23 protein-coding genes and 1 pseudogene are annotated in these 24389 nt (G+C 63.8%); 10 read left to right on the top strand and 14 right to left on the bottom strand.

Annotation, left to right across the window (positions count from 1 at the left end):
- Window positions 1-10: 10 nt before the first annotated feature.
- From AC0L3N_RS24215 to AC0L3N_RS24180, 8 genes are all read left to right on the top strand, one after another.
- On the top strand, window positions 11-925 hold the full coding sequence (locus tag AC0L3N_RS24215; protein WP_473549876.1) for a sugar phosphate isomerase/epimerase family protein: 915 nt from the start codon (window positions 11-13) through the stop codon (window positions 923-925).
- A gap of 63 nt (window positions 926-988) precedes the next feature.
- On the top strand, window positions 989-1924 hold the full coding sequence (locus tag AC0L3N_RS24210) for a sugar ABC transporter substrate-binding protein (RefSeq protein ID WP_473549875.1): 936 nt from the start codon (window positions 989-991) through the stop codon (window positions 1922-1924).
- Between the two features lie 46 nt (window positions 1925-1970).
- The gene (locus AC0L3N_RS24205) at window positions 1971-2990 is read left to right on the top strand and encodes an ABC transporter permease (protein WP_473549873.1); all 1020 of its coding nucleotides are present in this window, start codon (window positions 1971-1973) and stop codon (window positions 2988-2990) included.
- Window positions 2991-2992: 2 nt separating this feature from the next.
- Window positions 2993-3769 (top strand): ATP-binding cassette domain-containing protein, encoded by a 777-nt coding sequence (locus AC0L3N_RS24200; protein ID WP_473549872.1) that lies wholly within the window; start codon window positions 2993-2995, stop codon window positions 3767-3769.
- Between the two features lie 16 nt (window positions 3770-3785).
- A complete protein-coding gene (locus AC0L3N_RS24195) occupies window positions 3786-4967 on the top strand; it encodes an aldose 1-epimerase family protein (RefSeq protein ID WP_473549871.1) in 1182 nt (393 codons plus the stop codon).
- A 91-nt stretch (window positions 4968-5058) separates the two neighbouring features.
- Entirely contained in the window at window positions 5059-6147 is a 1089-nt protein-coding gene (locus AC0L3N_RS24190; protein WP_473549869.1) for a fatty acid desaturase family protein, read from the top strand.
- Between the two features lie 44 nt (window positions 6148-6191).
- Window positions 6192-6503, top strand: a complete 312-nt coding sequence (locus AC0L3N_RS24185; protein ID WP_473549868.1) for a MocE family 2Fe-2S type ferredoxin — start codon at window positions 6192-6194, stop codon at window positions 6501-6503.
- A 117-nt stretch (window positions 6504-6620) separates the two neighbouring features.
- Window positions 6621-7424 carry a 3-methyl-2-oxobutanoate hydroxymethyltransferase gene (locus AC0L3N_RS24180; RefSeq protein WP_473549866.1) on the top strand — a complete coding sequence of 268 codons (804 nt, stop codon included), beginning with the start codon at window positions 6621-6623 and terminating at the stop codon, window positions 7422-7424.
- A gap of 19 nt (window positions 7425-7443) precedes the next feature.
- Here AC0L3N_RS24180 and AC0L3N_RS24175 read toward each other — a convergent pair whose 3' ends face one another.
- Together AC0L3N_RS24175 and AC0L3N_RS24170 are read right to left on the bottom strand one after the other, a co-directional pair.
- Window positions 7444-8925 (bottom strand): HAL/PAL/TAL family ammonia-lyase, encoded by a 1482-nt coding sequence (locus AC0L3N_RS24175; protein ID WP_473549865.1) that lies wholly within the window; start codon window positions 8923-8925, stop codon window positions 7444-7446.
- Window positions 8922-9923, bottom strand: coding sequence for an ornithine cyclodeaminase family protein (locus AC0L3N_RS24170; protein ID WP_473549864.1), 1002 nt, complete (start codon window positions 9921-9923; stop codon window positions 8922-8924). The genes AC0L3N_RS24175 and AC0L3N_RS24170 overlap by 4 nt, the downstream gene beginning before the upstream one ends.
- 243 nt (window positions 9924-10166) lie before the next feature.
- On the opposite strand from AC0L3N_RS24170, the gene AC0L3N_RS24165 reads away from it, so the two are divergent.
- On the top strand, window positions 10167-11609 hold the full coding sequence (locus AC0L3N_RS24165) for a DHA2 family efflux MFS transporter permease subunit (RefSeq protein WP_473549862.1): 1443 nt from the start codon (window positions 10167-10169) through the stop codon (window positions 11607-11609).
- 113 nt (window positions 11610-11722) lie between these two features.
- Here the strand turns inward: AC0L3N_RS24165 and AC0L3N_RS24160 are convergent.
- From AC0L3N_RS24160 to AC0L3N_RS24105, 12 genes and pseudogenes are all read right to left on the bottom strand, one after another.
- Window positions 11723-12662: pseudogene (locus AC0L3N_RS24160) on the bottom strand (IS110 family transposase).
- Window positions 12663-12997: 335 nt separating this feature from the next.
- Window positions 12998-13885, bottom strand: coding sequence for an amidohydrolase family protein (locus AC0L3N_RS24155; protein ID WP_473549908.1), 888 nt, complete (start codon window positions 13883-13885; stop codon window positions 12998-13000).
- Window positions 13885-14961 (bottom strand): vWA domain-containing protein, encoded by a 1077-nt coding sequence (locus AC0L3N_RS24150; protein ID WP_473549907.1) that lies wholly within the window; start codon window positions 14959-14961, stop codon window positions 13885-13887. The genes AC0L3N_RS24155 and AC0L3N_RS24150 overlap by 1 nt, the downstream gene beginning before the upstream one ends.
- Window positions 14962-15014: 53 nt before the next feature.
- Complete coding sequence (locus AC0L3N_RS24145; RefSeq protein ID WP_123152119.1) at window positions 15015-15896, bottom strand: AAA family ATPase; 882 nt, start codon at window positions 15894-15896, stop codon at window positions 15015-15017.
- A 9-nt stretch (window positions 15897-15905) separates the two neighbouring features.
- Complete coding sequence (locus AC0L3N_RS24140; RefSeq protein ID WP_473549861.1) at window positions 15906-16916, bottom strand: xanthine dehydrogenase family protein molybdopterin-binding subunit; 1011 nt, start codon at window positions 16914-16916, stop codon at window positions 15906-15908.
- Window position 16917: 1 nt separating this feature from the next.
- Window positions 16918-18285 (bottom strand): xanthine dehydrogenase family protein molybdopterin-binding subunit, encoded by a 1368-nt coding sequence (locus AC0L3N_RS24135; RefSeq protein WP_123152050.1) that lies wholly within the window; start codon window positions 18283-18285, stop codon window positions 16918-16920.
- A gap of 14 nt (window positions 18286-18299) precedes the next feature.
- The gene (locus AC0L3N_RS24130; RefSeq protein ID WP_123152049.1) at window positions 18300-18782 is read right to left on the bottom strand and encodes a (2Fe-2S)-binding protein; all 483 of its coding nucleotides are present in this window, start codon (window positions 18780-18782) and stop codon (window positions 18300-18302) included.
- A 50-nt stretch (window positions 18783-18832) separates the two neighbouring features.
- Complete coding sequence (locus tag AC0L3N_RS24125) at window positions 18833-19627, bottom strand: FAD binding domain-containing protein (RefSeq protein WP_473549859.1); 795 nt, start codon at window positions 19625-19627, stop codon at window positions 18833-18835.
- Window positions 19628-19643: 16 nt separating this feature from the next.
- Window positions 19644-20087, bottom strand: a complete 444-nt coding sequence (locus AC0L3N_RS24120) for an SRPBCC family protein (RefSeq protein ID WP_473549858.1) — start codon at window positions 20085-20087, stop codon at window positions 19644-19646.
- A 102-nt stretch (window positions 20088-20189) separates the two neighbouring features.
- A complete protein-coding gene (locus AC0L3N_RS24115) occupies window positions 20190-21017 on the bottom strand; it encodes an AraC family transcriptional regulator (RefSeq protein WP_473549856.1) in 828 nt (275 codons plus the stop codon).
- 176 nt (window positions 21018-21193) lie between these two features.
- A complete protein-coding gene (locus AC0L3N_RS24110; RefSeq protein WP_473549855.1) occupies window positions 21194-22192 on the bottom strand; it encodes an ABC transporter permease in 999 nt (332 codons plus the stop codon).
- 40 nt (window positions 22193-22232) lie between these two features.
- Window positions 22233-22973, bottom strand: a complete 741-nt coding sequence (locus AC0L3N_RS24105) for an ATP-binding cassette domain-containing protein (RefSeq protein ID WP_123152118.1) — start codon at window positions 22971-22973, stop codon at window positions 22233-22235.
- A gap of 423 nt (window positions 22974-23396) precedes the next feature.
- On the opposite strand from AC0L3N_RS24105, the gene AC0L3N_RS24100 reads away from it, so the two are divergent.
- The gene (locus AC0L3N_RS24100; RefSeq protein WP_123152044.1) at window positions 23397-24386 is read left to right on the top strand and encodes a sugar-binding protein; all 990 of its coding nucleotides are present in this window, start codon (window positions 23397-23399) and stop codon (window positions 24384-24386) included.
- Window positions 24387-24389 lie beyond the last annotated feature (3 nt).

Raw genomic sequence — 24389 nt, 5'->3', positions numbered from 1 at the left:
ACTTCACATCATGATGCAGGCAGGTATCTTCACGGGCTATTTCCCGTACGGCCTCAAGGAAACCGCGCAGAAGATCCGCGCGCTCGATTTCAACACGGTGCAGCTCGACCTCCATTTTAGGGATATCGACCTGTCGGCCGGGCAGATCACCAAGGACAAGGCAAGGACTGTTCGCGACACCTTTCGCGACCACAATCTGCCGGTATGCTGCGTGTCGGGTTACACCAACATCATCCATCCCGACATGGGCGAGCGCGAGAGGCGCGTCGGCTATCTGAAGGAGATCATCCGCAATGCGCGCCATTTCGGCACGCCTTACGTGATCTCGGAAACCGGCACCTACAACACCGAGTCCGACTGGGTGCACCATCCGAAGAACAAGACCGAGGAAGGTTTCGAGGAATGCCGCAAGGTCATCGCCGACCTTGCCCAGACGGCCTACGACCACGGCGCGGTCTTCCTGCTCGAAACCTATGTCAACAACGTCGTCGGCTCGGTCGAGGAGACGGTGAAGATGTTCGCGCAGGTCGACCATCCGGGCCTCGGCCTTTTGATGGACCCGACCAACTATTTCGAGACGCACAACATCGACAGGATGGACCAGATCCTCAACCAGGTGTTCGACACGCTGACCGACAAGATCAAAATAGCCCACGCCAAGGACGTCAAGCGCTCGGGCGGCGACAAGTCGGAGAAGCACGCCGACATCGGCGACGAGGACGCGCTGGAGAGCCACACTTTCCGCGGTGTAGGCGAGATCGAGCTGCCGGCGCCCGGCCTCGGTTCGCTGAACTACGATCTCTATCTCAAGCGGCTTGCCGAAAAGCACCCGAACATCCCGGTCATCATCGAGCATCTCTCGGAAGATGACGTGCCGCGGGCCAAGAAATTCCTCGACGGCAAGTTCCGCGCCAACGGGCTCTGACAGGTGTCCTGCGTCGCCGCGGCGGCGCTTTCAGCCGGGAGGAAATATAATGGAGGAAGAGAAATGTTGAAATTCGGATTGAAACTGGCGGCGGCCGCGACGGTGCTCGCCGGTCTCGCATTCAGCTCGCAGGCATTGGCGCAGGAGAAGACGTTCTATCTGCTGTCGCATGGCGGCCCGTCGGATGCATTCTGGCTCGACTGGAATGCCGGTGCCACCAAGGCCTGCGACCAGCTCAAGGTGACCTGCAAGATCTCCTTCAGCGGCGGCGACATGGCGGCGCAGAAGGAAGCTTTCAGCTCAGCACTCGCCGCCAAGCCGGACGGTATCGCCACCACCTCGGCCCAGCCCGGGCTGTGGACGGAAGAGGTGAAGGCAGCCAAGGCTGCCGGCATCCCGATCGTGTTCTTCAACACCGACGATCCGGCAACCGGGCGGCAGGCCTATGTCGGCGCCGATCTCAAGGAGGCCGGTGCCATCTGGGCCAAGTACCTGGTCGACCACAAGATGGTGAAGCAGGGCGACAGGGTGTTCCTGCCGGTGGAAGTGCCTGGAGCCAGCTACCAGCAGCTCGAGACCGAAGGCATCGCCAGCGTCTTCGATCCGCTCGGCATCAAATATGACGTGGTCGATTGCGGCACCGATCCGGCCGGCATCATTGCCAAGATGACCGACTACATGGTGGCCAACAATCCGCCGGCGATCATCGCGCTCGGCGATTCCGTGGCGGCCAGCATCAAGCGGGTGTTCGACAGCGCGGGCGTGCCGGCCGGCAAGATCCCGGTCGTCGGCTGGGGCAATTCCAGGGAAACCGCCGAAGCCGTCAAGGCCGGCTTCGTCAACGCGGCTGCCTGGCAGTTCCCGTCGGCGCAGGGCTTCATGCCGGTGGCGCTGCTCGGGCTTGCCGCCTCGGGTGAACCGATCGGCTACGACATACACACCTTCAGCCTCTACGACGCGACAAGCGTCGAGCCGATCCTGAAACTCTACGACAAGTGATTGAAACTGACGCCCGCCGCGCACGCGGCGGGCGTCACCTTGAAGTATGGTCCAATCCGTCATGACAATTGCCGCAGAAGAGGAAATGCCCGACGTGAAACGCAGGTCGAGCCTGATCCGCTCGCCGCAATTCTCCTCGCTTGTCATCCTCATGGTGCTGCTGGCGGTGTTCGCCATCGCCGACGCCAACTTCCTGTCGCCGCTCAACATCTCCAACATGATGGCCTTCCTGCCCGAGCTCGGCATCATCGCGCTCGGCATGACGCTGCTTTTGACAGCAGGCGAGTTCGACCTTTCGGTCGGCGCCGTGTTCGGGTTGGCGCCGGTCATGGTCATGCTGCTGGTGCAGAGCGGCCAGGTTGATATCGGTGTGGCGCTGCTTGCCGGGCTGCTGCTGTGCGTGGCGATCGGCGCGATCAACGGGCTGATCGTCACCAAGATTGGCATCTCCTCCTTCCTGGTGACGCTGTCGATGCTGCTCGTCGTGCGGGGTGCTGCGCTCTACATCACGCAAGGCTTTCCGCTAAAATCCTGGAACCAGCCAGGCTTTTTCGTGACGCTGCTGGCCGGCAGCTTCAATATCGGAACGTTCCGTTTCTATACGTCCTTGTGGTGGTTCATCGCCCTGTCGTTGCTGGCGATCTACGTGCTGCACTACGCCAAGCTCGGCAACTGGATCAGCGCCATCGGTTCGAACCGTAACGCCGCCGTGGCGCGCGGCGTGCCGGCCGATGCGGTCAAGATCTGGCTGTTCATCCTGACCTCAGTGCTGGCGGGTCTGGCCGGCATGATCAGTGCGTTCCGCATCTCGGCCGCCTCGCCGGTGGCCGGTACCGGTTACGAGCTCGAAGTGATCGCCATGGTGGTGGTCGGCGGCACGGCGCTGACAGGCGGGCGCGGCACGATCCTGGGCACGATCGTCGGCGCGCTGATGCTGCGCAGCATCCGCAACGGTATCGTGCTGATCGGCGTCCCGGGGCTCGCCTACAACATCTTCGTCGGCGTCATCATCCTTGCCATGCTCATCCTGCACGCTTTGCTGCAGAAGAACGCCGCCAGGAGCTGAATATGGAAGTGCTTCGGCTGCAAAACCTGCAAAAATCCTTCGGCAGCGTGCGTGCGCTGAAGAACGCGTCGTTCGCACTCAACGAGGGCGAGGTGGTGGCCTTGTTGGGCGACAACGGCGCCGGCAAATCCACGTTGATCAAAGCGATCTCCGGCGTGTTTCCCGTCGACCGCGGCGACATCTATGTGCGCGGCCAGAAGGTCTCGATCCGCTCGACGCGCGACGCGATGGATCTCGGCATCGAGACCATCCACCAGGACACGTCGCTGGCGCCGGACCTCAGCATCGCGCGCAATCTCTTTCTCGGTCGCGAGCCGGTCAACTTGAAATGGCTGGGCGTGTTCGCGCCGCTCGACCTCGCCAAGCTGCGCGATGCCGCCGCGGCACTTTTGAAGCGGGTCGGCATCTCGAAAAAGCTCGATGCCGATGCGCTGGTCAGCACGCTGTCGGGCGGTGAGCGCCAGTCGATTGCCATTTCGCGCGCCATGCAGTTCGCCGCCAAGGTCATCATCCTCGACGAGCCGACCAACAATCTCGGCGTCGAGGAAACACACGGCGTGCTGCGCTTCGTCAAGGAGGTGCGCGCCGCCGGCCATTCGGTGCTTTTGATCACCCACAACATCCATCACGTCTTTCAAGTCGCCGACCGTATCATCGTCATGCGCCGCGGCGAGATCGTCGCCGAGCAGACGGTCGCCGATACCGACCTGCTGACGGTGGAGAGCATCATCACCGGCGCCGACATGTCGGCGCTGCTCAAGGAGACGAGAGCAAAGTGAAGGAACTGGCCGTCACATGGTAGAGCTTTACGGCAAGACGCTTTCGCGCCGGCAGGTCTCGGAGCGGTCCGGCATGCTGTCGCAGTTCGCCGGTGTGCGGTTGATGACGCTTGGCGACGGGGTGGAGCGCGGCATACGGATGCTCGAGTTCCGCACCGGCTCCGGCCTGCGTTTCACCGCGCTGGTCGACCGGGCGCTTGATATCGCCGATTGCGATTTCAAGGGCCAGGCGATCGGCTGGCATTCGCCGAGCGGCTTTCGTCATCCCGGCCTGCACGAATACGAAGGCGAGGACGGGTTGGCCTGGGCGCGATCCTTTTCAGGCCTGCTTCTCACTTGCGGTCTTGACCATATCCTGTTCATGGACGAGGTGCCGGCTGACAGCTACAATTATCCGCCGAAGAAGACAGTGCGTCATTCGCTGCATGGCCGCGTCAGCACCATTCCGGCGCGATTGACCGGTTATGGAGAGGCCTGGGACGGCGACCGTTGCGTGCTGTGGGCCGAGGCCATCGTCCAGCAGTCGACTGTATTCGGCGAGGATCTGCATCTGTTGCGGCGGATCGAGGCCGATGTCGGCGGCAACGAGATCCGGCTTTCGGACCGGGTCGTCAATCACGGCTTCAACCGGGCGCCGCATATGTATTTCTACCACATCAATGTCAGCCACCCGGTGCTCGACGAAGGCTCGCGCTATCTGGCGCCGATTCGCGACGTTGTCTGGGCGGGCCATGCCGGCGAGCGCTACGAGGCGCAAAAGGTCGGCTATCGCACAGTGCCGGCGCCGCAATTGGGTTTTAAGGAGCAGGTCTGGCAGCACGAGCTCGGCGCCGACGCCGACGGAGACGTGCCGGTGGCGGTGGTCAACGACCGTCTTGGCCTTGGCCTGGAAGTCGTCACGCGCAAAGACCAGTTGCCTTGCGCCTATGAATGGCAGAATTTCCAGGCGGGACAGTATGCGCTGGGCATAGAGCCGTCGACGCATCACGTGCTCGGCAATCTGGCCGCGCGCGAACGCGGCGAGATGATCTGGCTGGAGCATGGCGAGAGCCGCTCCTACAATGCGGTGTTCCGGGTTCTCGACGGCGCCGGCGATATCTCGGCTGCTGAAAGCCGGATCGCGGCGATCGCCGGGCAGCCGCAGCAGGATTATCCGCAGCCGTCAGGCAATTTTCCGGTTCTCGGGGGCAGGTCGTGATGGCGAGGACGATGCGAAGCACCAGTTGGGATGTTGATTCCGGTCGGAGCGGGGAGGGCTCGCGGCCCGTCAGGATTTGGAGGTCATAATAATGGCTGGCACAATGAAGCGCGACTACAGCCTGGTCGGCGAAAGCACGCGCAGGGCGATCGAGACGGGGCTGGCCTCGGCCGAATGGTACCACACCGACGTCTCCCGCAAAGCGATGAAGGAATTGATGCAGCGTTCCGACGGTCCGGCGATCCGCGATACGATCATCTGGATCTTCGCCATCCTGGCTTCCGCCGCCGGCGGCATCTACTTCTGGGGCACCTGGTGGTGCGTGCCGTTCTTCTTCGTCTATGGCGTGCTCTACGGCTCCTCCAGCGACTCGCGCTGGCACGAATGCGGCCATGGCACCGCTTTCCGGACGCGCTGGATGAATGATGTGGTCTACCAGATCGCCAGCTTCATGCTGATGCGCAATCCGGTGACCTGGCGCTGGAGCCATGCCCGCCACCACACCGACACCATCATCGTCGGACGCGATGCCGAGATCGCCGTGATGCGCCCGCCGGACCTTTTGCGTGCGGCGCTCGCTTTCACCGGCATCCTTGATTTTCGCTATTCGCTTCCGGCGCTGGTGCGCCAAGCATTCGGCAAGCTGACGCCCGACGAGAAAAGCTACGTCCCCGAGATGGAACAGCACAAGGCCGTCATCGCCGCGCGCTGGCACGTCGCCATCTACATCGCCACGATTGCGCTCGCCCTCACTATGCGGTCCTGGGTGCCGCTGGTGCTCATCGGCGTGCCGCGCCTCTACGGCACCTGGCACATGGTGCTGACTGGCCTGCTGCAGCACATCGGTCTCGCCGACAATGTGGTCGATCATCGGCTCAACAGCCGGACCGTCTACATGAACCCGATCAGCCGGTTCATCTACTGGAACATGAACTACCACGTCGAGCATCACATGTTCCCGATGGTGCCCTATCATGCGCTGCCCAGACTGCACGAGCTGATCAAGCACGATTTGCCGGAGCCGAACCCGTCGATGTGGCATGCCTATCGCGAGGTCTGGCCGGTCCTGCTCAGGCAACTCAAATACGAGGACTATTTCCTCAAGCGCGAACTGCCTCCGACGGCGCGGCCGTATCGTGGCGAGTTCCACGAAGTGAACATGTCGGCAGCAGCTGAATAGGCACCGCGCGCCGCCGCAATGCAGAAATTTCGGGAGAAATAGAGATGGCCGATTGGGTCGAAGCGTGCGCTGTGGACGACGTCGACGAAGAGGATGTCATCCGCTTCGATCATGGCGGCCGCACCTTCGCGATCTATCGTTCCCCGGATGACGAATTCTTCGCCACAGACGGGTTTTGCACGCATGAGAAGGCCCATCTGGCCGACGGGCTGGTCATGGACGACATCATCGAATGCCCCAAGCACAATGGCCGCTTCAATTACAAGACCGGCCAGGCCAAAGGGGCTCCCGTCTGCGTCAATCTGCAGACCTATCCGGTCAAGGTCGAAGCTGGCAAGGTGATGATCCAGATCTAAAGCATGATCCCGAAAAGTGGGAACCGGCTTTTGCTGCGCTGGCCTTCGGTTCGGAAAAGATTATGCAAATTGAATCCTGACCGGCCTTCCGTTCACGTAACAAAGGGGACCAAATCGATGAGCCGTAAAAGACCCACGATCGCCGATCTGCGCGCCATAAAGGGCAAGCGGCAACTGACCATGCTGCGCGTGTTGACGATGGACGAGGCCGATGCCGCCGAAAGAGCCGGGGTCGACATCGTGTCGGTGCCGCCTGAATTGGTGCTCAACCCGCAATATCGCGATGCCGCACCCAGCCTGTTCACCATGCCGGGCGACAATTTCTACGAGATCGGCACAGCCGACGATTTCGTCCGCTGGGCGTTCCGGCTCTACAAGGCGAGCGCCGACGCGGTCTATTGCAGCGCTGGTTATGCCACTGTCAAACGGCTGGCTGATGACAATATCCCGGTGATCGGCCATGTCGGCCTGATCCCGTCGCGCGCCACCTGGACCGGCGGCTTCAAGGCGGTCGGCAAGACGGCCAACAGCGCCATGCAGATTTTCGAGGCAGTCAAGCGGTACGAGGCGGCCGGCGCGGTCGGCGCCGAGATCGAAGTGGTGCCGGTCGAGGTGGCCAAGGCGATTTCGGAGCGCACCTCGCTGATCATGCTGTCGATGGGGGCGGGCACCGGCTGCGACGCGCAATATCTGTTCGCCGACGACATCCTTGGCCAGAACCGTGGCCACATGCCCCGCCATTCCAAGGTCTACCGCAATTTTGCCGCCGAATATGACCGCCTGCAGGCGGAACGCATCGCCGCTTTTGCCGAATATGTCGCCGACGTGAACAGCCTGGCCTATCCAGAAGACAGGCATGTGGTGCATATGGACCCGGACCAGCTCGGTCTGTTCATGAAAAGGGTCGACGGCGCGACCTGAGCAAGGCGGCGTGAACCAGCTAGGCCAGCCAGTTCCCATTGGCGAGCGCTGCATGAAGCGCTTCGGCCTCGACGCCGAGCGGCCGGTCTTGCTTAAGCAGAGGGACAAGCGCGCGCACCGCCGCATGAATCGTGGCGGTCGCCGGCGCCAGCGCCAGCCCGTGGCGCAGGTCGACGGCCTGTGCGGCCGCCATCAGCTCGAAGGCGATCATCCGCTGCCACAGCACGATCATGTCGGTGCATTTCGAAACGGCCAGCGGTGCTTGCGTGGCATGGTCCTCGACGCCTTCCGAGACGGCCAGGAAGTCGAGCATTACCGGGTTGGCCTTGTGGCGGATGGCGGCGAGGATAGCGGTCACCGTCTTTTGCAGCGGCACGAAGCCGGCCGAAGCGCCGCCGACCGGCGACAGATATTTGGGCAGTCCGTTGCGGCCTGAGCCGGTGAGCTGGATGAAGCGGGCAGCACAGGCAGCCGCACATTGAGCGATGGCAAGGCCAAGCGTCTCGAAGGCCAGCGACAGCGACGGGGTGTGGAAATTGCCGGTCGACAGCACCATGTCGTCGTCGCCCAGCACCAGCGGATTGTCGGCGGCGGCGTTAAGCTCGATCTCGACGGCTTGCCTGGCATGATCGATTGCCTGCAGCAGCGCGCCGTGGATCGATGGCATGCAGCGGATCGACAACGGGTCCTGCAATGTCGTCGGCGTCGGCGCCTTGTCGCGTGCCAGCAGATCGCGCAAACCTTGCGCCGCCTGCTGCTGGCCGGCGGCCGGTCGCGCCGACTGCAAGCGCGGATCGAGGATCGTCTGGTTGGCGCCGAGGCCTTCCATGGTCAGCGCGCCCGCCTGCTGTTGTTGCGCGAAGGCGGACAGTGCGTCGACCACCGCCAGCGCGCCGCTGCCGGCGGACACCGCCGAGGCGCTTATCAGCGACAGCCCGTCCTTGGGGGCGAGGCTGACGGGGGCGAGGCGCGCCATTGCCAGCGCCTTGGCCGCCGGCATGCGCCGGCCCTGAAACTCGGCTTCGCCATCGCCGGTCAGTATGCGGCCGAGCGTTGCCATCAGCACCAGGTCGCTGTCGCCGATCGAGCCCAGCGACGGCATCACCGGATGCACGCCGGCATTGAGCGCGTCGGTGAGTGCGACGAAAACCTCCGATGAAATGCCAGAACCGCCGGCCGAAAACATCGCCGCCCGGGCAAGCATCGTCGCGCGCACGATGTCTTGCGGCAGCACGTCACCCACGGCGCCGCTGCGGCCGTCCAGCAACTGGCGCTGGAAGGCGCTGGCGTCGCCGCTGACCGACGTGCCGAGATTGGCGCCGAGCCCGGTGTTGAGCCCATAGATCGGCTGGCCTGAGGCGGCGGCGCGGTCGAGCACTTTTCGCGCCCTGTCTAGCCTCTCCATGACCGCAGGGGCTACTTCGACCTTGCGTCCGTCGCGGGCAATCGCCGCGACATCCTCGACGCGAATGCCGGCCCCGGTGAGGACGAGCGCACTCATGCAAAGCGCAGCCGCTGGCCGATGCCTTGGGCCTGCGCCTTGGCCAGCATCGCCTTGCCCAGCGCGATATCGGAGAGCGACAGGCCGCGATGCCAGAACAGGATCGTCTCGTCGTCGCTCTGGCGTCCTGGCTTTAGACCGGCGGCGATCTGGCCAAGTTCGGCGTGCAGCGTCTGTTCGCTCAGGCGTCCGGTCTCGACATGGGCGCGCAGCGAGCCGAATTTGCCGCCCTTGCACTGGCCCCAGTCGTCGACGACGATCTTTTGCATGATGTCGGTCAACGACAGCTCCACCGCGCTCATCGTCCCGTAGGGCATCACCAGCGCGCCGGGCCTGATCCATTCGGTCTTCAGCAGCGGCTGCGGTTCCGGCAGCCGCGAGGCCTCGACGATGATGTCGGCGCCCTCGACGCAAGCGCGCCAGTCGGTGACCGCCGTGACCTTCTTGCCGAGATCGGCGGACAGCTTGGCGGCAAAGCCGTCGCGGCTTTCCGGCCGGCGCGAATGCACGCGGATCTCGTCAAAGTCGAAAAGGTGGTCGAGCAGGCGCACGTTCCAGTAGGCGGTGCCGCGCGCGCCGATATGGCCGAGGATCTTCGACGTTTTTTTCGCCAGATGTTTTGCGCCGATGGCAGTGACGGCACCGGTGCGCATGTCGGTGATCCCAGTGGCGTCGAGAATGGCGCGCGGCGTGCCGGTGCGCGGATCGAAGAGGTTGAGGATTCCGAATTCTGATGGCAGGCCGTGCAGGTAATTGTCGACATAGTCACCGACAATCTTGACGCCGGCCGCATCGAGCGGCGCGACGTAGCCGCGCAGGACATTGAAATGGCCGTTGAAGGACGGGTCCGGCTCGAGATGGACGCGCGGCTCGATCACCGTCTGGCCGTTGCCCTGCGCCATCAGGCCGGCCTCGACCGCTTCGATGATTTCGGCATCGGTCATGTCAAGCGCTTCGATGTCGAGGGCGTTGAGATAATCGATGTAGATGGGCTTCATGCGCAGATTGGTCCTGATGAAGAGGGCGTTCCTAGTCAGAAGAGACGAAACGAAATCGCGAAGCGTCAAAGTTCGATGGCGAGTTTCAGTCATCGCATAACAGGTCGCGATACGACACGAAAGTTTGTTGGTCCATATCTGGACGGCGCCGCTCAAATGCTGTTCAAACCGGTGCGTCATCGATTTGCTGGACAATTGCCTGGTTCCCGGTGGCGCGGGAAAAACTTTCGTACAGTTCTGCGCATGACCGCCATTCCCGAAAACAAAGCCTTGGCCGAGACCGGGACCACGGCGCGGCAGGCGCGGCGCGTGGCGCTGATCGTCGCCGTCGCCTTCTTCATGCAGCTTCTGGATTCGACGATCATCTCGACGTCGCTGCCGCAGATGGGAGAATCCTTCGGCGTACCGGCGGTGGCGATGAGCATCGGCATGACCGTCTATATGCTGACCATGGCGGTGTTCGTGCCGCTGTCGGGCTGGCTCGCCGACCGCTTCGGCGCGCGAAACATCTTCCTCGTGGCGATTGCGCTGTTCACGCTGGCCTCGATCGCCTGCGGCATCTCGCAGAACCTGACTCAGTTCGTCGCCGCGCGTGCCGTGCAGGGCCTGGGTAGCGCGCTGATGACGCCGGTCGGCCGAATCCTGGTGCTGCGCAACGCCTCGAAGTCCGAGCTGCTCAACGCCACCGCGCTGATCACCTGGCCGGCGCTGTTCGCGCCGGTGATCGGGCCGGTGCTTGGCGGCTTTATCACCACGTATCTCTCCTGGCACTGGAATTTCTTCATCAACATTCCGCTCGGCGCAGCGGGACTAGCGCTGGTCGCCCGCTTCATTCCCGGCGACCGCGACTCCGAAACCAGGCCGCTCGACTGGCCGGGCTTCCTTCTGACCTCGGTCGGGCTCGCCTCAATGCTCTACGGCCTCGAGCGCATCGCCCATCCGGAAGACGGCGCCATGCCGACCGTAGCGCTGCTTGTCGCCGGCACCTTGGTCGGCTGGCTGGCCGTGCGGCATCTGGCGCGCGCAAAAAATCCGCTGCTCGACCTCACGGCATTCAAGGTACAGACTTTCGCCATCTCGACGCTGTCGGCCGGCACCATTTTCCGGGTCGCCATCAACGCCACGCCGTTCCTGCTGCCGCTGCTGTTCCAGGTCGGCTTCGGCCTGAGACCCGTCGATGCCGGCATGCTGATCCTGGCCTATTTTCTGGGCAATCTCGGCATGAAGACGGTGACGACACCGACGCTGAAGCGCTTCGGTTTCCGTTCGGTGCTGGTCGTCAACGGGGTGATCGCATCGCTGTCGATCATGGCCTGTGCGGCGATATCGCCGCAGACCCCGCAAGCGCTGGTGGTGGCGCTGATGATGATTGCCGGGCTGTCGCGTTCGATGCAGTTCACCGCGCTCAACACGCTGGCCTTCGCCGATGTGGCCTCACCGCAGCGGAGCTCGGCAGCGACGTTGTCCAGCATGCTGCAGCAAGTGGCGATGCTGTTCGGCGTAGCGGTCGCCGCGGCGCTGCTCAACTTGTCGCAGATCGCGAGAAGCGGGCCGGTGCTCGACCTCTTCGACTTCCGCCTCGCCTTCCTGGCGATCGGCGCTATCGGGCTCGCGGCCTCGTTCCGCTTCTTGGCGCTGCCGCCGACGGCGGGCGCCGAGGTTTCGGGCCACTTTCCGCGGAACTGAGGTCGGGCTTGACCTTCTCCCCGTGTGGGAGAAGGTGGCCGAGCCCACGGGTCTTGCCTCCGGCAAGCCCGAGGATAGGCTCCGTTCGGTCGGATGAGCGACTATCTCTGATGTCAAGTTGCATTAGCGAACTCTTTGCGCGCATCGCGTGCTTTTGCATTGAGAATGACGAGCAGCTTTCTGGCGAGTGCGATGCGGATGACCATCTTTTCCTTTCCGGCGGCCTGCAACCGTTGATTGAAGGCGCCGAGGTGAGGATCGTAGCGGGCAACGATGCGGGCAATGAGGAAGAGGATGGAGCGCGGTCCTGCGCGCCCGCCCCGCACCGGCCTTCGGCCACTGCGCTTGCCGCTGTCGTTGGCGATCGGCGCCAGGCCGGCCAGCTTGGCGATGGCCTTGTTGGAGAGCAGGCCGATCTCAGGCAGTTCGGCCATCAGCCGCGCCACGGTGCGGGAGGCCACGCCCTTGAGCGAGCGGAAGGCCTGGTCGAGGCATGCCCACAGTGGATCGTCGTCGATCAGCGAGGCGATCTCGCCCTCGAGCCGGCGGCCCTGGCGCTTGAGCACGGCAATGACCTCATCGAGGCTGGCAATGGTCTCGGCATCGGGCGGCAGCGCTCTTGCGCTGCTTCTGAACGGTGAGATCGTCCGTCACCTGGCAAAGCCGGGCGACCAGCGCCTTGAGCCGCTGCTGGGCCGCACTCGGCGGCGGCGTCGGCTGCAGCCGTTTGACCTGCGCATAATGGGCAATGACGGCGGCGTCGATCCTGTCGGTCTTCTCCAGATAGCCCATCGCCTCGGCGAAGCGGCGCACGCTGCGCGCGTTGACGATGCCGCAGGGCTGATCCATCTCCCACAGAAGCAGGTAGGCAAGACGCTCGTAGCCGCCGCTCGCCTCCATGACCACGAGCTCGACGCCGTGAGACCGACAGAAGGCGGCAAGCTCGGCTATGCCTGCCGCGTCATTGCCGAAACGGCCCCACGCGCCGCTCGGCACGACATGGGCGTCGAGCCAGTCCTTCGAAATATCTATTCCACAGATGGTCTTGTTCACGGTAACCTGCCTTGTGCGTACGATTGGAGCCAAGCGACTATTCGGTCGTGCGTGACGTTGGCGAAGATCCCAAGCTCATCCACGGTTGTAACCGGAGGGTAACGGGCGACTTCGCCATGCCTCGGGCCGGATGGCCATCCGACCCGAGGCACAGTCGCTTCCATCGCACAAAAAACCTTCCGTGCAGATACAAGGGGTGCTGGAAGAAACGCGGCGCGCAAATATAAAACGATTTGAAGCGCTTACATCTTCTATGCAACGATCCTTCCAGCACCCCTCATCCGACCTCGCTTCGCGAGGCCACCTTCTCCCACAAGGGAGGGGAGGTCAGCGCGTCACACCGGCCGATACACGCGCTCCGCCGTGTTCCAAAAAATGCCCGCCTCGGCGGCCGCGCCATGCTTCGCCACCGCGTCGCGGTGCGCCTTGATCAGCTCGGCGTGGCTGGTCCACAGTTTCTCGATCGGGAAGTTCGAGCCGAACATCAAATGGTCGCTACCGAGGATGTCGATCGCGTTGTCGACGATGTAGGCGATCAGCGCCGGGTCGTTGCGGTGGACGAAGGTGCCGAGCCCGGAGAGCTTGGCATAGAGATTGGGCGCCGCCGACAGAGTGCGCAGACCGGCTTTCCAGACTTGCGTGGTCTCCTCCGACATGTCGGTCAGCATGCCGGCATGGGTGAGGATGAAATTGGTCTCGGGATTTTCGCCGACAAGCGTCAGCCCGTCCTTCATCTGAGCCGGGAAAAGCTGCAGGTCGAACGACAGGCCGTAGTCCTTCAGTCGCGCTACGTTGGCCCGCACCTTCGGGTCGATGACCTGATCGGGGAAGGCGGCGAAGCGGAAGGCCGGCGTTTCGTGCCAGTGCAGCTGCATGCGCACGCCGCGCAGCAGAGGGTACTTGATCAGCCGGTCGATCTGGGGCCTGATATCGTCCACCGTCATGTCGGCATAGCCGACGATGGCATGCGGCCAGCCGGTCTCGTTGGCCGTCTTCTGCAGGAAGGTGACTTCGGTCTCGAAATCCTCCTTCGCCCAGTTGGTCTGGACGTAGACCGCCTTCTCGACGCCAGAGCCTTGCTGATCGGCGAGGAACTCCTCGATAGGGTAGTCGCGGCGGATCGGCTCGTAAGGGCCGAAGATGCGCGGCACCATCGGCCCGCGCAGCCACGGCTGGTCTTCTTGGCGCCAGATGTGGAAATGCGCGTCGATCGCCTTTTTCATCATGAAACCCTCTTCCAGATTGCTGCGGCCGCCGGAGCGGGGCGGGCGAGCGACAGGATGAAATCGCTAAGACCCGAGATCGAAGAACCATCGACCAGATCGTCGAGCACCGGCAGCATGGCGCGAAGCGCTGCCGTGGCCGGCTGGAAACGCGGGTCGCCGGCCAGCGGTGTCGCCAGCGACAGCCGGAAAGCGCGGGCGCTCAGCCGGCGCATCGCCATCTCAAGCTCGGCATGGCCGCCGCGCTCCAGCGCATCCGACAGGATGACAACCGCAGCGCCGCGCGCGAAGGCGGAGAAGCGCGGCACCGACAGGAAGGCGAGCAGCGCCAGCCCCATACGGGTGCCGCCGTCCCAGTCATCGACCTGCGCGGCCACCCGGGCCAGCGCCTGGTCGCGGTCGCGAACGCGCAGCGCTGTGGTAATGCGGGTCAGCCGCGTGCCGAAGGTGAAAATTTCGGCCCGGTCCGCGCCTTGCACCGCCGCATGCGCCATTTTGAGATAGTCCGATGTGTAGAGCTTCATCGAGCCCGACACGTCGATCAGCAACAAAAGCTTGCGCGGCACCATTTGCCGGCGGCGCAGCAGCGGCGACGGCACGTCGCCGTCGGCACTGACGATTTCGCGGAGCGAACGGCGCAGATCGAGCTTGCCGCGCGCGTGCGTTCGCACGGTGCGGAAGGAGCGACGGACGGGCAGGGCGGTAGCGAGCTTGCGGCGGAAGGCGGCAAGCCCGTCGCCGTCACGCTGGAAGTCGCGGGCGCTCAGCTGTTCGGCGCCGGACGACAGCTCGCCGCCTTTCTCCTGGCGCGCCACCTCGATCTCTTCATCGCTGGCGCCGCCGTCGTCTTTGACGCGGGTTTCCTCGTCGGCCTCGCCTTCGGCCACGGCCGCGGTGTTGCCGTAGAAATGGCTGTGGAAATGCGCCTCGAATTCGTCGCGGCGGTCGGGCGGCGGCGCCAGCGTGGCAAGGGCCGCTTCGTGGATATCGGCCATCGACCGCGGGCCAAGCAGCGTCACCGCCTGCATGAAGCCTGACACCTGCTCGGGCGCCACAGGGAAGCCATAGCGGCGCAGCAGCCGGCCGAAGCCGAGCAAGGGTGCAGCCGCCCGGGGTAAGGCCGCGGCGCTCACGCCAGCGCCTCCTCGACGATTCGGCCAAGCTCGGGGGCGATGTAGGACAGGTCTTCCTCGTCCTTGATCAGCACTCCGATGGCGCGGCGAAAAGCTTCCGGCCACGGGCTGCCGCCTTTTTCGAGGATCGTCGCGGCGTTCGCCCATTCGACCGCTTCGGCGATGCCCGGCGGCTTGGCCAGTGGCCGAGCGCGGATGTCGCGCACGGCGGAAGCCACGGCGCGCGCGGTCGCCTCGGCGACGTCACCGGCGCGCAGCATGATGATGGCGGCCTCGCGCTCGGCGTCGGGGTAGGTAATCCAGTGGTAGACGCAGCGGCGCCGCAGCGCCTCGGCCAGTTCGCGGGTGCGGTTCGAGGTCAGGATGACGATCGGCTGCGATTTGGTGCGAATAGTGCCGCGCTCGGGAATGCTGATCTGGAAATCGGACAGGAACTCCAGGAGCAGCGCTTCGAACTCATGATCCGAACGGTCGATCTCGTCGACCAGCAGCACGCGCTTTTCCGGCGCCTTCAGCACCTGCAGCAGCGGCCGCGCGATCAGGAAACGGTCGTCATAGATGTCGATCTCGTGCTCGCCGGCGTGGCGGATGGCGAGCAACTGGCGCTGGTAGTTCCATTCGTAGAGCGCGTGTGCTGCGTCGATGCCTTCATAGCATTGCAGCCGCACCAGATCGCGCCCGAGCAGTTCAGCTATCGCCTTCGCTGCTTCGGTCTTGCCGACGCCGGGCGCGCCTTCGAGTAGCAGCGGCTTGCCCAGCCTGATCGCCAGAAAGATGGCGGTGGCCAGGCTCTCATCGGCCAGATAGCGCGAGGCGGCGAGGCGGGATGCCACCGCCTCCGGCGACGTCGCGACAGTCTCGGCGCTTCTCTTGGGCATTTCCAGCACTCAGTTCGGCGCGCCGGCTTGCGCTTTCAGCGCCCGCAGAATGCGCTCCGGCGTGATCGGCAGCGTGTCGATGCGCACGCCGACCGCGTCGAAGACGGCATTGGCGACTGCCGGGATCTGCGGGTTGGCGCACATTTCGCCTGGTCCTTTGGCGCCATAGGGTCCGTCGGCCGAGGGCCGTTCCAGCACGATGATCTCGGTTTGCGCAAGATCGCCAGGACCCGGCATCAGATATTGGTTGAAATCGGTGCCGCCATGATCGCGGTTCGGGTAATAGGGTTCGGTCGTCTCGTAGAGTGCGTGGCTGATGCCCATCCACGAGCCGCCGACGAGCTGCTGCTCGACCATTTTCGGGTTCAGCGCGCGGCCAATCTCGAAGACATTCTTCACCGTCAGCACGGTGACCTCGCCGGTTTCGTCATCGACCTCGACCTCGGCCACGGTGCAGGCGTGCGCATAGCAGGTCGACGGTTTCATCGCGCCGGTTTCTTTCTCGGGATATGAGCGCGGGATCAAAAACATGCCGCGGCCGGAAATCGAGCGGCCGCGCTTGAAATGCGCCGACAGCGCGACATCGAAGATCGAGATCGATTTTTGCGGGGCGCCCATGACCAGGATGTTGCCCTGGCCGTCGATCTCGAGGTCCGAGGCATTCACTTCCAGCTCCTCGGCCGCCACTTCCAGCATCACCTGGCGGGCTTCCCTCGCCGCTTGGATGACAGCGTTGCCGGCGCGATGCGTGCCGCGCGAGGCGAAGGTGCCCATGCAGTGTGGGCCGGTGTCGGTGTCGGCGGTGTCGACGACGACGCGGTCGGTCGGCACGCCGATCGTCTCCGCGCAGATCTGCGCCATGATCTGCTTCATGCCCTGGCCGAGATCGACACTCGACAGCGTCACCATGAAATTGCCGGTCGGCGTCGAATGGACCAGCGCCTGCGTCGGGTCGCCGCCGAGATTCATGCCGGTCGGATAATTGATCGCGGCGACGCCGCGTCCGCGCCTGATCGCCATCTCAAGCTCCCTTCGCGTAGGACGACATCGCCATGAACTTCTCCGCCACCGGCCAGTTGGCGGCGCGCGAGGCTTCCTGCATGCACTCGATCAGAGCCGCGCCTTCGGTCGGCTGGCGGTGCGCCTTCATGTCGCCGTCGCGGTAGGCGTTGATGAAGCGGAATTCGAGCGGGTCCATGCCGATCAGCCGGGCAAGCTTGTCCATCTGCACTTCCAGCGCGAAATCGCCGATGGTGACACCGAAGCCGCGCATGGCGGAGGAGGGGGTGCGGTTGGTGTAGACGCAGTAGGTGTCGATCCAGACATTCGGGATCGTGTAGGGGCCGGGATAGTGGCCCGCGCCCTTCTGCGCGCCATAGGGCGAGTGGCGCGAATAGGCGCCGGCATCGGTATAACCGGTGACCTTGCGGGCGACGATGCGACCGTCCTTCATGACGCCGTCCTTGATGACGACCTTTTCCGCCGCGCGCGGCGAGGAGATCTGCATCTCCTCCGCGCGGCTGTAGATGAAGGAGACCGGACGCCCGGTCAGCTTGGCGCCGAGGATCGCAATCGGCTCGACAATGACGTCGACCTTGCCGCCAAAACCGCCGCCGACTGTACCGCCGACGAAATGCAGTCTGTTGCCGGGCATCTGCAGGATGATCGAGGCATTATCGAGCGTGAAGAACATCGCCTGCGTGTTGGTGTAGCAGGTGAAGCGATCGTTGCCCTCAGGGGCGACGATGCAGCCGGTCGTCTCGGTCGGCGCATGCTCGATCGGCGACGATTGGTAGGTCTGTTCGAGCACGTGATCGGCGCTGGCGAAGCCGGCCTCGACATCGCCGAAGCGCACCTTGCGGCATTCACCGCTGTCATAGAGATAGTAGTTCCGGCCGTGATATTCGTTGACTATCGGCGCGCCGGGCTTCAGCGCTTCCTCCATGTCGAAGACCGCCGGCAGCACCTCGTAATCGACCTTGACCTTGGCCGCCGCCTCCTGCGCGGCACGCTCGGTCTCGGCCAGCACCGCCACCACCGCCTCGCCCTTCCAGCGCACCTTGCCGTCGGCCAGCACCGTCTCGTCCTCCGGCCCGATCTGGATCAGGATCAGGATGGTGTAGACATTGTGCGGGACGTCCTTGGCGGTCAGAATTTTCACCACGCCCGGATGCTTTTCGGCCTCGGAAGTGTCGATGCTGCGGATGCGGGCGTGATGGTGCGGGCTGCGCACCATCTTCAGATGCAGCATGCCGGGGAAATTGCGGTCGGCGAAATAAGTGGTCTTGCCGGTGACGTGACCGGGTGAATCCGAACGCGGCCGCGGTTGGCCGATCTCGTGCAGATCGTCCTTGCGCTGGTCGGCGAAATAGCTCTTGCGGAGTTCCATCTTTTTGACTCCCGTCAGGCCGCATTCTGCGAATTGGACCGCGCGGCGGTCAGCACCGCCTGGATGATCGGCTCGTAGCCGGTGCAGCGGCAGATATTGCCCGACAGAGCTTCGACCACCTCGTCGCGGCTGGGGTTCGGCGTGTGGTCGAGCAGCACCTTGGCGGCCATGATCATGCCCGGCGTGCAGAAGCCGCATTGCGTGGCGAAGACGTCGAGGAAGGCGCGCTGCAAAGGGTGCAGCACGCCGCCTTCCGAAAGACCTGACGTCGTGGTGATGGCGGCGCCGCTGCAGGTCTCGGCCAGCGTCAGGCAGGAAAGCCGCAGCTCGCCGTCGATGATGACCGAGCAGGCGCCGCATGTGCCCTGATGGCAGCCGCCCTTCGGCGAGGTGTCGCCGATCTTGTCGCGCAGCGCATGAAGCAGCGTCGTGCCGCTGTCGATGAATTCGGCCTTCTCCGCGCCGTTGAGCGTGAACTGAACCGGGACCTTTGCCATCTTTTCTACTCCTTGCGCCGCAGCCAGGCGGACTTACCTGCCATTGGCTTTCAGGCGAGCAAAAGCCGGCCGAGATGGACCGGCAGGACTTCGTTGCGATACCAGGCACTGGCGATCGGATCGGTGATCGGCGCGGTGCCGTCGCTCGCAACGGCCAGCGCCGGCGCGATGCCGTCGCTGGTGAGTATTCTGCCGAGCAGCGCCTTCTCCGCCGCCGTCGCGCGCATCGGACGGTCGGCCATGCAGCCAAGCGCGATCCGCGCCGAAGTCACGGTGCCGTCCGGCGCCTGTTCCAGCACGGCGGCGATGCTCAGCACCGAGACGCCCTTCGGCTTGATCCGCGACACTTTCAGGAAGCGAAAGCCGCCTTCCACTGACAAGCTGAAGCCGACCGAAGTGACGATGGCGTGATTGCTTTCGCGCTTTGCCAGGAAGGTTTCGATCGGCATCTCGCCGCCATCGATGCTGACTGTTGCGTCCAGCGCCAGCAGCGCCACGGTGAAATCGCCATAGGGCGCCGGGGCGAAGAGATTGCCGCCGACCGTCGCCATATTGCGGATCGCCGGGCCGCCGACGGCGCGCGCGGCGCGGGCAAGGGAAGAGAGGGCCGGGTGACGGGCGATCGCCGCCATGGTCACCGAAGCGCCGATGCGGACCTTGCCGCCGGAAACAGTGATGGCCGACAGCGCCGGCTCGGTCGACCTGATAAGACTGGAGACCGAGACATCGCCTTCATTGGCGGCGCGCACGGCCAGCGTGCCGCCGCCGAGATAGCGGGTGCCGGCGGCTTTCAGCGCCGCATTGGCGTCCTTGACCGTCGAGAAAGTCTGCAGTGCAAGCGCCATGGAACGCTCCCTTGGCTCAGCTTTGGCCAGCGAAATGACTTTTCAAAGCGTTGAAACCGCCCTGGAAGACGTTGGCGCCCATGCCTTCGGCCAGCTTGTCGGCTTCCTCGGGAGCAGCGTCGAAGCTGGCGGTCCATTCGGCATACGTGCGGTCGCCATCGGTCACCCGCCGCAGCTGCAGCGTCGCCTTGTGGTTGGTGAGCGGTTGGGGCGTCTCCAGGATGGAGTAGCTGACGAGGAAATTGTTGTCGGAGAAGTCGAGCAGCTTTTCGCGGATGCGGGCGCCGCTGGCGAGCTGAAAGTTGCGCACGCAGCCGATCGCGCCGGCATCCTTGCCGTCCTCGATATGGCTTTCGACCATGCGCGGGTGCCAGCTCGGCAGACCGTTGAAGTCGCGAATGCGCGCCCAGACCTTTTCGACCGGTGCGTCGATGACGCTGGAGATGGTGACTTTCGCCATATGATCGTTCCCTTGCAAATATCTGTGTCGCGAGGGTAGGGCGGCGAGCCCGGCGGCGCTTATCAATGCGTCTTGAACGCCTATCAATAAGTCTGAAAATGTTCAGGAGATGGCCCGCGCCGCCTCGCGATAGAGTGTCGGCGGAACGCCGACATGATCGCGGAAGAAGCGCGAGAAATTGCCCTGCGTGGTGAAGCCGAGATTGCAGGCGACCGAGATCAGCGGCTCCTGTGACCATTGCAACTGCCGCACTGCTTCCTCCATGCGCAGCGTGTTCCAGTAGACGTTGGGCGTCAGATTGGTCTGCTCCTTGAACAGCGCGAAGAAATGCGGCCGCGACAGGCCGACGCTGCGCGCCACATCATCGAAGCAGATGCGTTCGCAGACATTGGCCTTCATCAGCTGGATCGCCTTACGGACACGAAAATCCTGCATGGTGTGGACCCGGGCGCGCGCCACTTGCGGCGCCGAGGCGTCGGCGGCGTCGAGCACGCTGTCGATGAAGCGCTCGATCTCGTAATTGGCGATGTCGTCGATGCTCTCATTGTCGCTGAGATGGTCGAGTAGGTTGGCTGCCGCCTTGTGCAGCCAGGGCTCCAGCGTGATCGCCGGCGCTGAAAATAGCGGCGCGGACGACGGCAGGTCGCGGCGCCGGCGCGCCCAGTCCGGATCGATGTAGAAGGCGAGGAACAGGCCGGGCCGGCCGTCGCGGGACAAAGCGTGGCTGTGCGGCTGGAAGGAATTGATGCCGGCGGCGGTGCCCGGCCCAAGCCGCACCGTCTCGCGGCCGATGGTCATCTCGCCGGCCGTGCCTTCCAGCCAGATGATTATATGCGCCTCGACATGGGCATGAGTGACGAAGTCGCTGGCGACGTTCAGGACAGAAACATGTCCGAACCGGCCCCAGTAGAGCCTGATCGCTTCAGTCATGGGTATATCCTCCCGCAGGCGACTGGCCTCCCTTCGCCTGCAATGGGGATAGTGTGGCTCAGTCCGGGCCTGCGTCAAGGCACATGCGCACGCCTGGGGCCCGTCATGGGCCGTACCGGCCGATTTTCAGACTGAGCGATAGCCAAGGGAAACGAATAGCGCTCGTGACCTACGGCCTATTCATTGCGCCTGAAATTGCGGAGCCGGTCGAACAGGACGGCCAGCAGAATGGCACCGCCGATGAACACCCCTTGCCAGAAGGCGTTGATGCCGAGCAGGCCGAGGCTGTTGCGGATCACTTCGATCAGCGCCGCGCCGACGACGGCGCCAAAGGCCGTGCCCATGCCGCCGGCCAGGTTGGCGCCGCCGATGACGGTGGCGGCGATGACCTGGAGCTCCATGCCATTACCGAGATTGGTGGTGACGGCGCCCAGCCAGCCGGTCTGGATGATGCCGGCAAGGCCCGCCGCCAGCGCCGAGATCATGTAGACCGCGACCTTGATCTGGCGCACCGGAACGCCGGTCAGCGTCGCCGCATGCTCGTTGCCGCCGATGGCGAAGATGTGCCGGCCGAATTTCGTCCAGCGCAGGACAAAGCCGGTGATCAGCGCCAGCAGGATGGTATAGAGCACCGGATTGGCGATGCCGAACACAAAGGCGCCGCCGCCCAGCGCCAGTAGCTTGTCGTGATCGGGCCCGAACTGGAAGACGACGGTGTTGTTGGAGGCGACCATGGCCAGGCTGCGGGCTATCGACAGCATGCCGAGCGTCACCACGAAGGGCGGAAAGCCGAGATAGGCGATCAAGATGCCGTTGAAGGCGCCGATGATCAGCGCCGTCGCGATCGCAGCGGCAATGCCGATCTCGATGCCGTAGCCGGCATGCATGGTCACGGCCAGCACCATCGAACACAGGCAAAGCACCGAACCGACCGAAAGGTCAATGCCGCCGGTGATGATGACGAAGGTCATACCGAGCGCGACGATTGCGACGAAGGTGACGTTGCGGGTGATGTTGTAGAGGTTCTTCGTCGTGGCGAAGGAATCCGTGGCCACGGACAGGAACAGGCAGGCGAGGATGACCGCGATCACCACCCAGAAGGTCTGGCTGGCAAACACCCTGGTCAGCAAAGTGTGCTGTTTCTGCGCGATCGTCTGGTCAAGAGTTACTGCCATCGTCGACCTTTATCTGCTTGCGTGGTGAAACCCGCTGACATCAAACCTGTTCGATGGCGCCGGTGATGAGCCCGGTGACTTCCTCGGGCGAACTCGACGCGATCGTCTTGTCGGCAACCTTGCGGCCGCGCCGCATGACGATGACGCGGTCGGCAACGTCAAAGACATCGGGCATGCGGTGACTGATCAGAACGACCGCAATGCCCTGGTCGCGCAAATGGCGGATCAGGTTCAGCACCTCGGCCACCTGCCGGACCGAGATCGCCGCCGTAGGCTCGTCCATCAGCACGATCTTGGCTTGCGAAAGCATGGTGCGGGCGATCGCCACCGCTTGCCGCTGGCCGCCCGACATCTGCTTGACCAAGTCGCGCGGGCGGGTTTCGGATTTCAGCACGGCAAAGATCTGGCCGGCACGCTTGTACATCGCGGCATAGTCGAGGATGCGAAACGGCCCGACGCCGCGGCGCAGCTCGCGACCGAGATAGACGTTGGCGGCGGCCGTCAGATTGTTGCACAGCGCTAGGTCCTGGTGGACGATCTCGATGCCGTGCTGGCGCGCCTCCACCGGCTTGTGCAGGATCAGCTCCTTGCCGTCCATCTGCATTGTGCCATGGCTCGGGCGGAAATTGCCGGCGATCATCTTGACTAGCGTCGACTTGCCGGCGCCGTTGTCGCCCATCAGCCCGACCACCTGTCCGGCCTCGAGCGACAGCGAAACGTCGTTGACAGCCTGGATGGCGCCGAAATGTTTTGAGATGTTGGCGAGTTCGAGAACCGACACCAGACTGCTTCCTCCGTGCTTTCCGGCCTGCGGTTCTGCCGCCGGCCTCGCTCTTCCCAGCTCCTCCCGGGAACCGCTTTCGCCATTTACGCACAAGCCCCCTTGCCGTCAACAGCGGCTTGTTTCGAAAAATCCGTTTTGTAGGACAAATAGCAATTGACGTTGGTCGCAAGCCGATATTAGCTAAGCGTCGAGGAGATTATGCCGATCTCCTGTCCCGGTTCGCCGGGCAGAATCGGCGGAGGTTTATCGGTCGAGGATCTGGCAGCGTCCGTATCGCGCTGGTCCGCGACCGCATCTGGAAATGCTTATCGGCCCGGCTTGACGACACGAGCGCTCGCGAAACGAACCTCTGTCATCGCGCATCCGGGCTGGTCTGTGTGGCGGGCACGCCGTGTCCGTCTGTTTCAAGGGAGGACTGAAATGAGGAAATCACTATTGCTCGCTGCCGTCGCCGTGTTGGCGTTGGGCGCCGGGCCGGCTTTGGCCAAGAAACAGCTCGTCATCGTGGTGAAGGGGCTCGACAATCCGTTCTTCGAGGCCATCCACCAGGGTTGCGAGAAATGGAACTCGGAAAACGCCAGCTCGGAATATGAATGCTTCTACACCGGTCCAGCGTCGACTTCGGACGAGGCCGGCGAAGCCCAGATCGTCCAGGACATGCTGAGCAAGCCGGACACGGTGGCGATGGCGATTTCGCCGTCCAACGCGCCGCTGATTGCGCAGACCATCAAAAGCGCCAATCCGTCGATCCCGATCATGACGCTCGATGCTGACCTCAGCAAGGAAGATGCGGCGCTGCGCAAGACCTATCTTGGCACCGACAACTACCTGATGGGCTACAAGATCGGCGAGTACATCAAGAAGGGCAAGCCGGAGGGTGGCAAGATCTGCACCATTGAGGGCAATCCGGCGGCCGACAACATCCTGCGCCGCGCCCAGGGCATGCGCGACGCGCTTTCAGGCCAGAAGGATCTCCCGGCGCTCGCCGGCGAGGGCGGCTGGACCGAGGTTGCCGGCTGCCCGGTGTTCACCAATGACGATGGCGCCAAGGGCGTGCAGGCGATGACCGATATCCTCGCCGCCAATCCCGATCTCGACGCCTTCGGCATCATGGGCGGCTGGCCGCTGTTCGGCGCGCCGCAGCCCTATCGCGACCTGTTCAAGCCGATGGCCGACAAGATCGCCAGCAACGAGTTCGTCATCGGCGCCGCCGATACGATCGGTGACGAGGTGGCCATTGCCAAGGAGGGTCTGGTGACCGCGCTGGTCGGCCAGCGGCCGTTCGAGATGGGCTACAAGGCGCCCTCGGTGATGATCGACCTGATCGAAGGCAAGCCCGTCGCCGATCCGGTCTTCACCGGTCTCGACGAGTGCACCAAGGATACGGTCGATACCTGCATCCAGAAGTAGGTT

It is taken from the genome of Mesorhizobium sp. WSM4807 (assembly GCF_055811615.1).
The sequence above is the reverse complement of the archived record's forward strand: the minus strand, read 5'-3'. Positions and strand labels throughout refer to the sequence as shown.